11 protein-coding genes are annotated in these 15,027 nt (G+C 73.2%); 7 read left to right on the forward strand and 4 right to left on the reverse strand.

Annotation, left to right across the window (positions count from 1 at the left end):
- The first annotated feature begins 44 nt into the window (after nucleotides 1-44).
- Nucleotides 45-3,530, forward strand: a complete 3,486-nt coding sequence (locus tag J3R08_RS06785) for an ABC transporter ATP-binding protein (protein ID WP_209960395.1) — start codon at nucleotides 45-47, stop codon at nucleotides 3,528-3,530.
- 82 nt (nucleotides 3,531-3,612) lie between these two features.
- Here J3R08_RS06785 and J3R08_RS06790 read toward each other — a convergent pair whose 3' ends face one another.
- The 4 genes from J3R08_RS06790 to J3R08_RS06805 all read right to left on the reverse strand — a co-directional run bounded on the left by J3R08_RS06790 (nucleotide 3,613) and on the right by J3R08_RS06805 (nucleotide 7,796).
- Nucleotides 3,613-4,680: an NADH:flavin oxidoreductase/NADH oxidase gene (locus J3R08_RS06790; protein WP_209960396.1), complete on the reverse strand. Its 1,068-nt coding sequence runs from the start codon at nucleotides 4,678-4,680 to the stop codon at nucleotides 3,613-3,615.
- A 72-nt stretch (nucleotides 4,681-4,752) separates the two neighbouring features.
- Nucleotides 4,753-6,033: a dicarboxylate/amino acid:cation symporter gene (locus J3R08_RS06795; RefSeq protein WP_181373726.1), complete on the reverse strand. Its 1,281-nt coding sequence runs from the start codon at nucleotides 6,031-6,033 to the stop codon at nucleotides 4,753-4,755.
- A 136-nt stretch (nucleotides 6,034-6,169) separates the two neighbouring features.
- Entirely contained in the window at nucleotides 6,170-6,838 is a 669-nt protein-coding gene (locus J3R08_RS06800; RefSeq protein ID WP_209960397.1) for a DUF998 domain-containing protein, read from the reverse strand.
- A complete protein-coding gene (locus J3R08_RS06805; RefSeq protein ID WP_043325853.1) occupies nucleotides 6,831-7,796 on the reverse strand; it encodes a glutathione S-transferase family protein in 966 nt (321 codons plus the stop codon). Before J3R08_RS06805 ends, J3R08_RS06800 begins: the two co-directional genes overlap by 8 nt.
- Before the next feature lie 88 nt (nucleotides 7,797-7,884).
- Here J3R08_RS06805 and pcaF point away from each other — a divergent pair, with 88 nt between their 5' ends.
- The 6 genes from pcaF (at nucleotide 7,885) to J3R08_RS06835 (ending at nucleotide 15,015) form a co-directional block, all read left to right on the forward strand.
- Complete coding sequence (gene pcaF / locus J3R08_RS06810) at nucleotides 7,885-9,090, forward strand: 3-oxoadipyl-CoA thiolase (protein WP_209960398.1); 1,206 nt, start codon at nucleotides 7,885-7,887, stop codon at nucleotides 9,088-9,090.
- 115 nt (nucleotides 9,091-9,205) lie between these two features.
- Nucleotides 9,206-10,024, forward strand: a complete 819-nt coding sequence (locus J3R08_RS06815; RefSeq protein WP_043330555.1) for an SAM-dependent methyltransferase — start codon at nucleotides 9,206-9,208, stop codon at nucleotides 10,022-10,024.
- A gap of 4 nt (nucleotides 10,025-10,028) precedes the next feature.
- A complete protein-coding gene (locus J3R08_RS06820) occupies nucleotides 10,029-12,179 on the forward strand; it encodes a bifunctional diguanylate cyclase/phosphodiesterase (RefSeq protein WP_043325850.1) in 2,151 nt (716 codons plus the stop codon).
- Between the two features lie 90 nt (nucleotides 12,180-12,269).
- Nucleotides 12,270-12,770, forward strand: a complete 501-nt coding sequence (locus J3R08_RS06825; RefSeq protein WP_043325848.1) for a DUF456 domain-containing protein — start codon at nucleotides 12,270-12,272, stop codon at nucleotides 12,768-12,770.
- 262 nt (nucleotides 12,771-13,032) lie between these two features.
- Nucleotides 13,033-14,607: an amino acid permease gene (locus tag J3R08_RS06830; protein ID WP_043325847.1), complete on the forward strand. Its 1,575-nt coding sequence runs from the start codon at nucleotides 13,033-13,035 to the stop codon at nucleotides 14,605-14,607.
- Between the two features lie 30 nt (nucleotides 14,608-14,637).
- Complete coding sequence (locus J3R08_RS06835; RefSeq protein WP_043325845.1) at nucleotides 14,638-15,015, forward strand: nuclear transport factor 2 family protein; 378 nt, start codon at nucleotides 14,638-14,640, stop codon at nucleotides 15,013-15,015.
- Nucleotides 15,016-15,027 lie beyond the last annotated feature (12 nt).

Raw genomic sequence — 15,027 nt, forward strand, 5'->3', positions numbered from 1 at the left:
GGTGAGGTCACCGCCCCCACCGATCCGAGTCCGGAGGACCTTCCATGCGCCTGCTCCGAGATCTCTGGGCCACGGCGCCCCGGCGGATGGCGGCGGTCCTGCTGCTGATCGTGCTCGGGGCCGCTGGCCAGGCGGCCGCGTCCGCGCTGGCCGGGCCGGTGCTGGTGCACCGTTCGTCCGGCTGGTTCGTCGCGCTCGCGGTGGCGCTCGTCGCCGCTGTCGTCACCGACCTGCTGATCGGCCTGATCATGGCGCGGCTCACCGCCGACTGGTCGGCCGACGTGCGGCGGCGGCTCTGCCGGGTCGCGCTCGGCCAGGACCTGCCCACCCTGGAGACCACGCCGGTCGGCGAGTTGCTCGACCGGATCGACAACGACGTCTACCAGGTCGCCGCCGAGATGCGGAACACCGGCGTACGGCTGGCGCAGGGCCTCGCGGTCTGCGTCCTCGCGACGGTGAGCGCGCTGATCGTCTGGTGGCCCGCCGGTGTCGGCATGATCGTGCTCACCTCCCTGCTCGCGGTGACGCTGCGCCGCCCGACCGCCCGGATCGCCCCGGCCCGGATGGCCGAGGAGGAGGCGTGGTCCGACCTCGCGGCGGTGATGGAGGAGGCGGTGCACGGGCAGGACGACGTGCGCACCAGCCTCGCCCGGCCGTACGTGCTGCGCCTCTACGCCCGCCGCGCGGCCGAGGTGATCGCCCGGTGCGTCCGGGTGTTCCGGCTCTCCGCCCGGGTCACCGCGGCCGCCGCCGGCGCGGTCCGGGTCGGCATCGCCGGTGTGGTGCTGGGCGGCGCGTGGGCGCTCGCCACCGGCCGCGTCGACGCCGCCCGGCTGACCGGGATCTGGCTGCTGGCCATCGCGTTCGGCGCGACTGTCGAGCACATAGCCCGCTGGGTGCCGCACCTGCAGCAGGCGTTCGGCGCGTGGGGCCGGGTGCAACTGCTCGCCGGGTCGCCGCAGGAGCCGGAGGGCGGGGCCACCCCGGTCGACGGCGACCTGACCGTGCGCGGGCTCACCTACCGCTACCCGGCCGGCGGGGACGAGCGCGGGCCGGCGCTGCGCGACGTGCGCCTCGACTTCGTCCGGGGCCGCTCGTACGCGCTCGTCGGGCGTACCGGCTCGGGCAAGTCGACGCTGGCCAAGGTGCTCACCCGGGCGGTCGACGTGCCCCGCGGCACGGTGTTCCTCGGCGACACCGACCTGGTCGACCTGGACGTGGAGGAACTGCGCCGGTGGATCGCCGTGGTGCCGCAGCGCACCGAGATCCTGGCCGGCACGCTCGCCGAGAACGTGGCGCTGTTCGACCCGGAGCTGCTGGACGCCGCCGAGCGGGCGCTGGCCGAGCTGGGCCTGTCCGGCTGGATCGCCGAGCTGCCCGACGGCGTGCACACCCGGCTCGGCGACGGCGGCTACGTGCTCTCCGCCGGGCAGGAGCAGCTCGTCGCGTTCGCCCGCATCCTGGTCCGCGACCCGCACGTGGTGATCCTCGACGAGGCCACCGCGCGGCTCGACCCGGTCACCGAGAACCGGGTACGCGAGGCCACCGAACGGCTGCTCACCGACCGGATCGGCATCGTCATCGCGCACCGGCTCTCCTCGGTGCGCCGCTGCGACGAGGTGGTGGTGATGGCCGACGGAGCGGTGCTGGAGGCCGGTCCGCTGCGCGAGTCGGCCCGCTTCGCCGAACTGCTCGCCACCAGCCACGCCGGGGCGTACGCCGGAGTGGGCGCCCGGCGCGGCGGCGTCGACCTGCTCGACGCGCCCGCCTGGGACGACGCGCCCGCCACGCCGACCGCGCCCGCGACGCGGCCGGCCGCCGTGCCGCGCGCCGACCCGCCACCCGCGCCGCCCGCGCCCCCCGCGCGGACCATGCGGGAGATCCTCCGGCTGGGCCTCAACGACCCGCGGTACGGCCTGATCTCGGTCGGCCTGTTCATCGTGATGACTGTGCTCGGGATGGACGGCGCGGTGCTGCCCTGGCTCTGGGCCGACCTGGTCGGCGGCGGCGACCCGTGGCTGCCGGCGCTGGGCATCGTGGCCGCGCTGCTCGTGGTGCTGCCGCTGCCGTACCTGACGAACCTGTGGTTCCCGCAGTGGTGGATCCGGCAGATGCTGCGGATCAGCGCCCGGCTGGTGCACGGGCAGACCGGCGCGCGCCGGGTCAGCGGGCACACCCCGGCCGAGGTGGTGGCCCAGGGCGGTGACACCGACCGGGTGGTGCACCTGGCCGACAACCTGATGGACCAGTTCATCTCGCTGGTCATCGTGGTCACCATGACGCTGGTGACCGGCAGCTTCGTACCGGCGTTGTTCTTCGTCGGCACGATGGTGGTCTCCGGGCTGGCGGCGACGCTGTTCGGGCCGAGGCTGGAACGCACCGCGGCCGGCACGGTGAAGGCGCGCGCCGCGTTCGCCACCGCGCTGGTGTCCGCGCTGTCCGCCGCCCGTACGGTCAAGCTGGCCGGCGCCACCCGCCCGGTGCTGCGGCACCTCGCCCGGCTCGACGAGGTACGCAGTGAGCGGCAGCGGCGCGAGATCGCCATGCAGGTGTGGGCCCGGTCCACCCCGTCGGTGGCCAGCGGCCTGCTGCCGATCGGCGCGTGGGCGCTCTACCTGGCCGGCGGGCTGTCCGCCGGCGCCACGCTGGTGGCCGTCTCCACGCTCGGCGCGGCCCGCTGGTTCGCGTGGACCACCGCGTCACTGGTCTCGCAGTACCCGTCGGCGCGGGTGTGGACGAAGCGGACGGTGGCGATGACCGGCGAGGCCGTGTACGCGGCGCCGGTGCCCGGCCTGGATCTGGTCGCGGGCACCGCGCCCGCGCCCGAGCCGCCGCCCCGGCACCCGCTGCGCCGCCTGGAACTGGCCGGCTTCGGCGCGCTGCACTCCGACGGCACGCTGGCCGTGCGCGACGTCGACCTGGTGGTCGAGCGCGGGCAGCTGGTGCTCGTCGTCGGCCCGGTCGGGTCCGGCAAGTCGTCGCTGCTGCGCGCGCTGGCCGGGATCGTGCACCACGTCGGCGAGCTGCGCTGGAACGGCGACCCGGTGACCGAGCCGGAGATGTTCCTGCGCCCCAACCAGGTCGGGTACGTGGGTCAGCTGCCCCGGGTGCTCTCCGGCACGGTGGCCGACAACATCGCGCTCGGGCACCAGGTGGACGCCGCCGGTGCGGTCTCGACCGCCCAGCTCGAACACGACCTGGCCGCCGCGGGAGGCGGGCTCGGGTTGCTGATCGGGCACAAGGGCACCCGGCTCTCCGGTGGTCAGCTCCAGCGGCTGGCGCTGGCCCGGGCGCTAGCGCCGCGTACCGAGCTGCTGGTGGCCGACGACGTGTCGTCGGCGCTGGACGTGAGCACGGAGCTGGCGTTGTGGGCGGCGCTGCGCGAGCACGGGGTGACTGTGGTCGGCTCGACCGCGAAGCGGGCCGCGCTGGTCCGGGCCGACCACGTGGTGGTGCTGATCGACGGCACGGTGGCCGACCAGGGCACCTGGACCGACCTGGAACCCCGCTGGAACCACCTGGCCGGCTGACCGCGTTCTCCCGGTTGATCATGAAGTTGGCGGCGTCAAATCGGACGCGGAACGCCGCCAACTTCATGATCGACGCGCACGGTCAGAAGGCGCGGGCGTACTGGTTGGGCCAGGCGGGGGTGGCGTTCAGCTTGGCGGCGGCGCGGCGCGGCCAGTACGGGTCGCGCAGCAGTTCCCGGCCCAGCAGCACCAGGTCCGCCTCGCCGCCGGCCACGATCTGCTCGGCCTGCTCGGGCTCGACGATCAGGCCCACGGCACCGGTCGGCACCCCGGCGTCGCGGCGGATCCGGGCGGCCAGCGGCACCTGGTAGCCGGGCCCGACCGGGATGGACGCCCGGACCGCCGCGCCGCCGGAGGACGTGTCGACCAGGTCCACCCCGGCGGCGGCCAGCTCCCCGGCGAGCACCACGCTGTCCTCGACGGTCCAGCCGTCGTCGGTCCAGTCGGTGGCGGAGATCCGGGTCAGCACCGGCACCGACTCGCCGACGGCGGCGCGTACCGCGCGGGCCACCTCCAGCGTGAGCCGCATCCGGGCGGCCCGGTCGCCGCCCCAGCCGTCGGTGCGCCGGTTGGTCAGCGGGGACAGGAACTCGTGCAGCAGGTAGCCGTGCGCGGCGTGGATCTCCACGGCGGCGAACCCGGCGTCCAGCGCCCGCCCGGCGGCGGTGGCGAAGGCGTCCACCACGGCGGCGATGCTCGCCTCGTCCAGCGCGGTGGGCGTGCGGTACTCCGGCACGAACGGCTGGTCGCCCGGGCCCACCGGGGTCCAGCCGCCCTCGGCGTCCGGCACGCCGCCGCGCGCGGGCGCCCACGGCCGGTACGTGGACGCCTTGAACCCGGCGTGCGCGAGCTGCACGGCCGGCACCGCGCCGTGGGCGGCGACGAACGCGGTGATCGGCCGCCAGGCGTCGACGTGCGCGCCGGACCAGAGGCCGGTGTCCTGCGGGCTGATCCGGCCCTCGGGCACCACAGCTGTCGCCTCGGTGATCACGAGCCCGGCCCCGCCGACCGCGCGGGAGCCGAGGTGGACGCGGTGCCAGTCGGTGGGCAGGCCGTCGGGCCCGGCGCTGTACTGGCACATGGGCGCCAGCGCGATCCGGTTGGGCAGCGTGACGCCGCGCAGGGCGAGCGGGGTGAACAGGGCGCTCATTGTCGAAGATCCTCCGGTCATGGCTTCGGGTGCGCCTCCCGCTTTCGGAAGACGCACCCGAAGAAGTGTGGATCAGGCGGGTACGGGGTCGAGCCGCTCGGTCTCGACCGGCTCGATCAGGTCGCGCTTGCCGGCCGAGTCGTACGCGGCCCGGTCGAGCGTGCCCTCCCGGGCGGCCACGATGGTCGGCACCACCGCTTGACCGGCCACGTTCGTGGCGGTGCGGATCATGTCCAGGATCGGGTCGATGGCCAGCAGCAGGCCGGCCCCGGCCAGCGGCAGGCCCAGCGTGCTCAGGGTCAGCGTGAGCATGACGATCGCGCCGGTCAGGCCGGCGGTGGCGGCCGAGCCGACCACCGAGACGAACGCGATCAGCAGGTAGTCGGTGACGCCCAGGTTCACGCCGAACACCTGCGCCACGAAGATCGCGGCGAGCGCCGGGTAGATGGCGGCGCAGCCGTCCATCTTCGTGGTGGCGCCGAACGGCACGGCGAAGGAGGCGTACTCGCGGGGGACGCCGAGGCGCTCCACCGAGCGCTGGGTCACCGGCATGGTGCCCACCGAGGAGCGGGACACGAACGCCAGCTCGATGGCGGGCCAGGCGCCGGCGAAGAAGCGCAGCGGGTTGAGCTTGCCGGCCACCGCGAGCAGCACCGGGTAGACCACGAACAGCACCAGCGCGCAGCCGACGTAGACGGCCGTGGTGAACTTCGCGAGCGGGGCCAGCAGGTCCCAGCCGTACGAGGCGACGGCGTTGCCGATCAGGCCGAGCGTGCCGATCGGGGCGAGCCGGATGACCCACCAGAGCGCCTTCTGCACGATCGACAGCAGCGAGCGGTTGAGCGACACGAACGGCTCGGCGGCGTCGCCGACGAGCAGCGCGGCGGCACCCACCACCAGGGCGAGGAAGACGATCTGCAGGACGTTGCCCTCGACGAACGCGCCGACCGGGTTGGTCGGGACGATGCCGGTGAGGAAGTCGATCCAGGAGCCGGTGGTCTTCGGCGCGGTGGCGCCGGCCGGGTCCAGGTTGACGCCGCGGCCGGGGTCGGTGAGCAGGCCGAGGCCGATGCCGATGCTCACCGCGATGAGCGCGGTGACGGCGAACCAGAGCAGCGTCTTGACGGCGAGCCGGGCGGCGTTGGCGACGCCGCGCAGGCTGACCACGCTGACCACGATGGCGGTGAAGACAAGCGGCGGCACGGCCAGCTTGAGCAGCTGGACGAAGAGGCCGCCGACGGTGTCGAGCGTGCTGGTCAGCCAGGCGAGGTCGGCGGCGCGGGCGAGGAAACCGAGCGCCACACCGAGCACGAGGCCCAGCAGGATCTGGACGGAGAAGGGAATTCTGCGCAGGGCGGAAGCCATGAGGACGGGTCCAAGGTCTGGAGAGGGAAGGCGGGCGTCAGGGCGTGGAGCTACGCCGGACAGACGCCGCTGGCCTGCCGTCGCAGATCGACGTACAGGCGCTCGGTGAGGCACCAGACATTGGTCATCGTCGCGACACGTTACTCCCCTCCGGCGCCGGAACGGAAGGACCGTCGCCGGTGAGGCTCCTTACAGCCAGGTAGCCGGAGGTGACCAGTCCCCAGGCGGCGACCACGACCAGCAGCACCCGTTCCGACAGCCCGAGCAGCGTGCTGCGCCCGACCAGCAGCAGCGCCAGCGCGACCACGGCGGCCACCGGCAGCGCCAGCGCCGCGCCGACCGCGGCGATCCGCCGCAGCCCCCGGTCCGCCGTCGGGGAGAACAGCACCACGAGCATGGCGAGCACCACGGCGGCGGTCGCCGCGATGCTGGCCCCGCCGTGCACCAGGTCCGCCACCGTGGGGGCCTCGAACGGCGGCAACGGGCAGCCCTCGCTGCACGTGACAGCGCCGGACAGCACAGTCGCGACCGCGCCGATGCCGAGCAGCCCGGCCGCCGCCCGCAACCCCGGCGGCAGCGCCCCGGCGAGCAGCAGCAGCGACGCGGCCACCGAGAAGATCCCGATCCGGTACGCCCCGGCGTACCCGCTGTCCGCGATGCCCGCCTCACTCACGTACGCGACGGGTCCGGGACCGGGACCGGCGACCACCGCAACAGTCACCGCCGCCGCGCCGGCGGCCAGGCAGACGGCGGCGAACGCGGCGGAGATCCGGCGGCCGGTGTCCTCAGCCACGTCCGTGCGGGGTGGTCCAGCCGGACAGGTCGGGGCCGAGCGGCACGATCCGGGTCGGGTTGATCATGTCGTGGGTGGCGTAGTAGTGCCGCTTGATGTGGTCGAAGTCCACCGTCTCGCCGAAGCCCGGCGTCTGGAACAGGTCCCGCGCGTACGCCCAGAGCACCGGCATCTCGGTCAGCTTGCGCAGGTTGCACTTGAAGTGCCCGTGGTACGCCACGTCGAAGCGCACCAGCGTGGTGAACAGCCGCACGTCCGCCTCGGTGATCGCGTCGCCCATCAGGTAGCGCCGGCCGGCCAGCCGCTCGCTCAGCGCGTCGAGGCGGGCGAACAGCGCGGTGAACGCCTCGTCGTACGCCTCCTGGGAGGTGGCGAACCCGCATCGGTAGACGCCGTTGTTGACGTCCCGGTGGATCTCCGCCATCAGCGCGTCCATCTCCGGGCGCAGCTCGACCGGGTACAGATCCGGCGCGTCCGGCGCGTGGAACCGCCGCCACTCGGTCGAGAAGTCGAGCGTGAGCTGCGGATAGTCGTTCGTGACCACCCGTCCGGTGAGCGTGTCCACGAGCGCCGGCACGGTCACCCGGCCGGTGTAGTCCGCGTCGGTGGACAGGTACGCCTCGGACAGGAAGCCGATGCCGAGCACCGGGTCGAAGCCGTCCGGGTCGAGCGCGAACCGCCAGCCCCGCTCGTCCCGGATCGGGTCGACGGTGCCCAGCGAGATCACCTCGTCCAGCCCGAGCAGGCCGCGCACGATCCGGGCCCGGTGCGCCCACGGGCAGGCCCGGCACCAGATCAGCCGGTAGCGGCCCGCCTCCAGCGGCCAGCGCCCCTGATCGTCCGGCCCGCCGCCCTCCGGGGAGGTGGAGTGGGGGGTGACCCGGCCGGTGAACCGGTTGGGCTGGCGGACGAACGCGCCGCCGCCGCTTGTCTCTGCGCTGAACTGGGCCCCGGACATGCGGCAAACCTATCCGCTCCGGTCACGGATATCCTGGCGCCGGGTACCCCCACCGACCCCTTCCCACCCCCCGAAGGACGTACGCGCGATGACAGTGGCCTATCTCGTTGCCGGAGTCCGCACCCCGATCGGCCGGTACGCCGGCGCCCTGGCCGGGGTCCGCCCCGACGACCTGGCCGCGCACGTCGTCCGCGAACTGGTGGCCCGCCACCCGTCGGTCGACTGGGCGCGTACCGACGACGTGATCCTGGGCTGCGCCAACCAGGCCGGCGAGGACAACCGCAACGTGGCCCGGATGGCCGCGCTGCTCGCCGGGTTGCCGGAGGAGGTGCCGGGCAGCACCGTCAACCGGCTCTGCGGATCCGGCCTGGACGCGCTCGCCTCCGCCGCCCGCGCGATCGTCGCCGGTGAGGCCGACCTGGTGGTGGCCGGCGGCGTGGAGAGCATGAGCCGCGCGCCGTTCGTCATGCCGAAGGCGGCCACGCCGTTCGCCCGCACCGCCGAGGTGTACGACACCACCATCGGCTGGCGGCTGGTCAACCCGCTGATGCGCAAGGGCTGGGGCGTCGACTCGATGCCGGAGACGGCGGAGAACGTGGCAGCCGAGTTCGGCGTGGACCGGGCCGCGCAGGACGCCTTCGCGTACCGGTCGCAGCAGCGGGCCGCCAAGGCGCAGGCCGACGGCCGGCTGGCCGAGGAGATCGTCCCGGTGACGGTGCCCGCCGGCAAGCGCGAGACGAAGCTGGTCGAGGCCGACGAGCACCCGCGCGAGACGACGCTGGCGAAGCTCGCCTCGCTGCCCACCCCGTTCCGTGAGGGCGGCACGGTGACGGCCGGCAACTCCTCCGGCGTCAACGACGGCGCGGTCGCGCTGCTCGTCGCCTCCGCGGCCGCCGTCGAACGCTACGGCCTCACCCCGCTGGCCCGGGTACGCGGCGCGGCGGCGGCCGGCGTACCGCCGCGGATCATGGGCGTCGGCCCGGTGCCGGCCACCCGCAAGCTGCTCGACCGGACGGGCCTGTCGCTCGCCGACGTGGACGTGATCGAGCTGAACGAGGCATTCGCCTCGCAGGCCGTGGCGGTGCTGCGCGAGCTGGGCCTGCCGGAGGACGCCGAGCACGTCAACCCGGGCGGCGGGGCGATCGCGCTGGGCCACCCGCTCGGCGCCAGCGGCGCCCGGCTGGCGCTGACCGCCGCGCTGGAACTGCGCCGCCGGGGCGGCCGCCGGGCGCTCGCCACCATGTGCGTCGGCGTCGGCCAGGGCATCTCGCTGCTGCTGGAGTCGGCCGACTGACGCCGGCCGGCAGCATCGCCCGTTGTGGATCTCCCATACCTGGCCGTACCGGCCTAGAGTGGTCTGCACCACACGACCCGCCAGCGACGGCGGCGACGACCTGGGGGACCGAGCGATGCAGACGCCGGACGGCGTGCCCACCGAGATCGACCTGAGTCGGCCGAGCGCCGCCCGGGTCTACGACTACTTCCTCGGTGGGGCCCACAACTTCGAGATCGACCGGCAGCTGGCCGAGCAGATCGCGGCCATGACACCGAACCTGGCCGCCACCATGCGCTCGGGCCGGGAGTTCCTGCGCCGGGCGGTACGGGTGCTGCTCGACGCCGGCATCGACCAGTTCCTCGACATCGGCTCCGGCATCCCCACCGTCGGCAACGTGCACGAGGTCGCCCAGGCCGCGAACCCGGACGCCCGCATCGTGTACGTCGACATCGACCCGGTCGCCGTGGCGCACAGCCACGAGCTGCTCGCCGGCAACGAGCGCGCCACCGCGGTCCTGGCCGACCTGCGTGAGCCGAAGCTGATCCTGGACCACGCCCGGTCCAGCGGGCTGATCGACTTCGACCGGCCGCTGGGCATCCTGCTCGCCGGCGTCGTGCACTTCGTCCCGGACGCCGACCGCCCGGCCGACATCCTGGCCACCCTGCGGGCGGCCGCCGCCCCGGGCAGCTACCTGGTCATCTCCCACTCCACGTTCGAGGACCAGCCGCAGGAGATGCTGGACGCGCAGCGGCTGTCCGCGCGTACCGCCACCGAGATCACGCTGCGCTCGCGGGCCGAGATCACCGGCTTCTTCGGCGACTGGACGATCCTCGAACCGGGCGTGGTGCACATGCCGCTGTGGCGGCCCGAGTCACCGTCGGACGTGGACGAGCACCCGGAGCGGTTCGGCGCCTTCGGCGGCGTCGCCCGGCACGACCGCGCCCTCGGCTGATCCCATGCGCGCCCCGGACATCGACGGGGGAGACGTCAGCCGGCCCGGCGCCGTCGCGTACGCCGCCGAGTGGGCTCGTGCGGTGCGCCGCATCGGATTCGTGCCGCTGACCGCGGCCGAGACCGAGCGCCTGCTGGTGCCGCTCACCGAGCGGCTCGGCGAGGCCCTGCTCGCCCCCACCTTCTCCGCCCGCCCGGCGGAGGAGGTGGGACGGGCCCTGGTGCAGGCGCATCTCACCGAGCCCGGCGTGCTCGACTGGTCGGTGCAGGCGCTCGGTGACCGGTTCCTGCAGTGGGTGCTGCCCGGCCGGGCGGAGTCACCCGAACTGCGCGAGCGGGTCGCGCTGCTGCAGGGCGCGTTCGCCGCCGGGTTCGCCCGCGCGTTGCGCGACCGGGTGTTCAGCCAGCAGGAGCGAATCTCCCGTTCCGCCTGGCAGGCGCGGGACACCGTCGAGCAGGCGCTGCGGGACAGCGAGGCCCGCTTCCGGGCGGTCTTCACCGGCGCCGTCATCGGCATCGGCATCGCCGGTGTGGACGGGCAGATCATCGAGGTCAACCAGTCCTTCGCGGACATGCTCGGCTACACCGTCGCGGAGATGCGGCGGATGAACGTGTCGGCGCTGGCCTACGCCGACGACGCGGCCGGCATGTGGGAGCTGTACCAGGAGCTGATCGAGGGCAAGCGGGACAGCGCGCGGGTCGAGAAGCGCTACTACCGCAAGGACGGCAGCGTCGTCTGGACCGACCTCGCGGTCTCGCTGATCCGGCACGACGACGGCCGGCCCCGGTTCACCGTCGCCATGGTCGAGGACATCACCGAGCGGTACGAGCTGCAGCAGCGGCTGCGGTTCCAGGCGCTGCACGACCCGCTGACCGGCCTGCCCAACCGGACGCTGTTCTTCGAGACGCTCGGCACCGTCTTCGACGGGGCGGGCGACGACCAGCGCGTCGGGCTCTGCTTCATCGACCTGGACGGCTTCAAGGCGATAAACGACAGCCTCGGCCACGACCTGGGCGACCGGCTGCTCAAGGTGATCGCCCGCCGGCTCAGCGACTGCGTGGCCGGGCGCGGTCACCTGGTGGCCCGCATGGGCGGCGACGAGTTCGTCATCCTGGTCGACTCCGACGGCGGCATCGACGACGCGGTGGAGGTCGCCGAACTGGCCCTGGCCGCCGTCTCCGCGCCGGTGCACGTCGCCGACCAGCAGCTCGCCGTGTCGGCGAGCATCGGCATCGTGGAGTGCCCGGCGGCGGAAACCAGCGTCGGTGACCTGATGAAGGCCGCCGACACCACGCTCTACTGGGCCAAGGCGGAGGGCCGGGGACGCTGGGCGGTGTACGACCCGGAGCGCAGCGCCGCCGACATCGCCCGCTCGGCGCTGGCCGCGAACCTGCCCGCCGCGCTGGACCGGGACGAGTTCGTGCTGCACTACCAGCCGATCGTGTCGCTGCTGGACGGCACGATGGTGGCGGTCGAGGCGCTGGTGCGCTGGCAGCACCCCGAGCTGGGCCTGATCGGGCCGGACCGGTTCATCGGGCTGGCCGAGGAGACCGGCCTGATCGTCCGGCTCGGCGCGTGGGTGCTGCGTCAGGCGTGCCGCGACGCCGAGTCGTGGCGGCGCGCGTACCCGGAGACGTCGCTGGTGGTCAGCGTCAACCTGGCCGCCCGGCAGGCGGACGACCCGGCCATCGTGGAGACGGTCGCCGAGGCGTTGCAGCACACCGGCCTGCCGGCCGAGCTGTTGCAGCTGGAGCTGACCGAGAGCGCGGTCATGGGCAGCGCGGGTGAGCCGCTGCGGACCCTGCACCAGCTCGCCGACCTGGGGCTGCGGCTGGCCATCGACGACTTCGGCACCGGGTACTCGAACCTGGCGTACCTGCGGCGGCTGCCGATCCACTGCGTGAAGCTGGCCGGCCCGTTCGTCGAGGGGATAAAGGGTGACGGCGGGGACGCGGTCGCCGACCACCGGGACGAGCGGATCGTGGACGCGCTGGTCCGGCTGGCGCACGCGCTGGAGCTGTCGGTGACGGCCGAGGCGGTGGAGACCGAGGTGCAGGCCGAGCGGCTGCGGGCGCTGCGGTGCGACACCGGGCAGGGCCGCCTGTTCGGCGCCCCGATGCCCGCCGACGGCATCCGCGCCCGCCTGGGCGGGTAAGGAAGGGCCCCCTGTTAACGCCTCCGGTAGAGCAGGGGGCCCCGCTTAACACCTCCCGCTCACGCGGCGGCAGGCGAGGAAGGGAGAACGGTGAGCCTCACCGATTCGCAGGCCGTGGTGTCGGTGGTCGCCGCGCTGGCGATCATCGCCGGGTTGGCCGGAGTGGTAGTGCCCGGGCTGCCGGCGCTGCCGCTGTGCTGGGGCGGCGTACTGGTGTGGGCGCTGTTCGGCGGCGCCGGGCCGGGCCGCTGGGCGGTGCTCGCCGCCGCCACAGTGATCGCCGCCGGCGGCACCGTGCTCAAGTACCTGTGGCCCGGGCGGAACCTGAAGCGGACCGGCGTGCCCACGTCGTCGCTGCTGGTCGGCGGGCTGCTCGGGGTGGTCGGCTTCTTCGTGATCCCGGTGGTCGGGCTGCCGATCGGCTTCGTCGGCGGGATCTTCGGCGCGGAGCGGCTGCGGCTGGGCGACACCCGGCTCGCCTGGCCGGCCACCGTGCAGGCGCTGAAGGCGGCCGGGCTGTCCATGCTGCTGGAGTTCATGGCCGGCCTGATGATCGCCGCGCTCTGGGTCGCCGGGTTGCTGTTCGTCTAGAGGTGCGGCGGCGCGGGGCGTCCGGAGGGTACGGCCGATCGCCGTACTTCAGTGAGAGAGAGGTGGACGCCGCGCGCCGCCGCGGACCGGGCGTTGCCGAGCGCCCGGCGCCGGCCCGTCGGGTCGGGCCTGGTCACGCCCACAATGATGCCCCCGGTGGGATCCGGCGACAACGCAATTACCGGGGTACGTATTGACCACCTTGATCGGCCGGGAGCACACTGCGAGCACTCGCACGAGCATCGCCTCGAGGAGGTGTGCAGTGGCCACGACGCCCGCGCCGACCGCCGAGCAGCCGATGGACGACGACGCCCGACGACTCGCCGAACTCGGCTACAAACAGGAGTTGCGCCGCAAGTGGAGCGGCTTCTCCAACTTCGCGATCTCGTTCTCCATCATCTCGATCCTGGCCGGCTGCTTCACCACGTTCGGCCAGGCGTGGAACAACGGTGGCCCGGTGGCGATCTCCTGGGGCTGGCCGCTGATCTCGCTGTTCATCCTGATCATCGGCTTCTGCCTGGCCGAGCTGGTTTCCGCGTACCCGACGGCGGGCGGGATCTACTGGTGGGCGGCGACCATGGGCCGGCCGGTGCACGGCTGGTTCACCGGCTGGCTCAACCTGATCGGGCTGGTCGCGGTGACCGCCTCTGTCGACTACGGCTGCGCCACGTTCCTCAACCTGACGCTGTCGGCGCTGTTCGACGGCTGGGCCGGCACCGGGCACCAGACGTTCGGGCTGTTCGTGGTGATCCTCGCGCTGCACGGGCTGATCAACATCTACGGGCACCGGATCATCGACGTACTCCAGAACGTCTCGGTCTGGTGGCACGTGGCCGGCGCGGCCGCCGTGGTGCTGATCCTGGTCCTGGTCCCGGACAACCACCAGAGCTTCCAGTTCGTGTTCACCGAGCGGTTCAACAACTCCGGCTTCGGTGACGGCGACACCGGCGGGCTGGCGTTCTGGTTCTACGTGCTGCCGCTGGGCTTCCTGCTCACGCAGTACACGATCACCGGCTTCGACGCCTGCGCGCACGTCTCCGAGGAGACCCGCGGCGCGTCCAAGGCCGCCGCGCAGGGGCTGTGGCGGTCGATCTTCTACTCGGCGGTGGGCGGCTGGATCCTGCTGCTGGCGTTCCTGTTCGCCGCCACCGACGTGGACGCGATAAACGAGGCGGGCGGCTTCTCCGGGGCGATCTTCGAGACGGCGCTGACGCCGTTCTTCTTCAAGGCCGTCATCATCATCTCCACCATCGGGCAGTTCTTCTGCGGCATGAGCTGCGTGACGTCGATGTCGCGGATGGCGTACGCGTTCAGCCGCGACCGGGCCGTGCCCGGCTGGCGGCTGTGGTCGACTGTCGACCGCAACGGCACGCCTGTGAACGCCATCATCGGCGCGACGCTGGCCGGGCTGGTGCTCACGCTGCCCGCGCTCTACCAGCGCGGCGGCATCCCTGTCGCGTTCTACGCGGTGGTGTCGGTGGCGGTGATCGGGCTGTACCTGTCCTTCATCATCCCGATCTTCCTGCGGCTGCGGATGGGCGACCGGTTCACCCCGGGCCCGTGGACGCTCGGCCGCCGCTACAAGCTGCTCGGCTGGATCGCGGTGGTCGAGATCGCCGTGATCTCGATCTACTTCGTGCTGCCGATCGTCCCGGCGGGTGTACCAGGCAACCCCGACTTCAGCTGGACGGCTGTGAACTACGCGCCCATCGCGATCGGTGGCGTGCTGCTCGGCGTCGCCATCTGGTGGTACGCCTCGGCCCGCAAGTGGTTCACCGGCCCGCGCCGTACCGTCGAACAGGCCGATCCGGAGCCGGAGCCCGCCGAGCCGTCGTAGCTGTCGGTGGGGCCTGCCATGATCCGGCCCATGAATGCGGAAGCGGTGGTACGCGCGCTGTGGGATCGCATGCAGGCCCGCGACTGGGCCGGCGTCGGCGAGCTGCTGGCCGACGACGTGGTGGTGGAGTGGCCGGCCAGCGCCGAGCGGATCGTGGGTCGCGACAACTACGTGAAGATCAACGCCGAGTACCCGGAGGGCTGGTCGATCCGGGTGCTGCGGGTGGTGGCGTCGGGCGAGACGGTGGTGTCCGAGGTGGAGGTGCCGCACGAGGGGATGGGCGTGCACCGGGTCGCCTCGTTCTGGACCGTGCGCGACGGGCGGATCGTCGAGGGCCGGGAGTACTGGACCAGCCTCGGCCAGGACCCGTCCCCGCAGTGGCGAGCCGCCTGGGTCCAGCCGATGTGAAGTGGCCTGTTG

This window comes from Micromonospora sp. HB375 (assembly GCF_017872985.1).
GTDB lineage: Bacteria > Actinomycetota > Actinomycetes > Mycobacteriales > Micromonosporaceae > Micromonospora > Micromonospora chalcea.

What these genes read in the sequence shown, in the direction of transcription:
- J3R08_RS06790 (WP_209960396.1), bottom strand. Translation starts at nt 4,680, where the DNA reads ATGAGCGCCCTGTTCACCCCGCTCGCCCTGCGCGGCGTCACGCTGCCC.
- J3R08_RS06805 (WP_043325853.1), bottom strand. Translation starts at nt 7,796, where the DNA reads ATGTCCGGGGCCCAGTTCAGCGCAGAGACAAGCGGCGGCGGCGCGTTC.
- pcaF (WP_209960398.1), top strand. Translation starts at nt 7,885, where the DNA reads ATGACAGTGGCCTATCTCGTTGCCGGAGTCCGCACCCCGATCGGCCGG.
- J3R08_RS06835 (WP_043325845.1), top strand. Translation starts at nt 14,638, where the DNA reads ATGAATGCGGAAGCGGTGGTACGCGCGCTGTGGGATCGCATGCAGGCC.
- J3R08_RS06820 (WP_043325850.1), top strand. Translation starts at nt 10,029, where the DNA reads ATGCGCGCCCCGGACATCGACGGGGGAGACGTCAGCCGGCCCGGCGCC.
- J3R08_RS06815 (WP_043330555.1), top strand. Translation starts at nt 9,206, where the DNA reads ATGCAGACGCCGGACGGCGTGCCCACCGAGATCGACCTGAGTCGGCCG.
- J3R08_RS06785 (WP_209960395.1), top strand. Translation starts at nt 45, where the DNA reads ATGCGCCTGCTCCGAGATCTCTGGGCCACGGCGCCCCGGCGGATGGCG.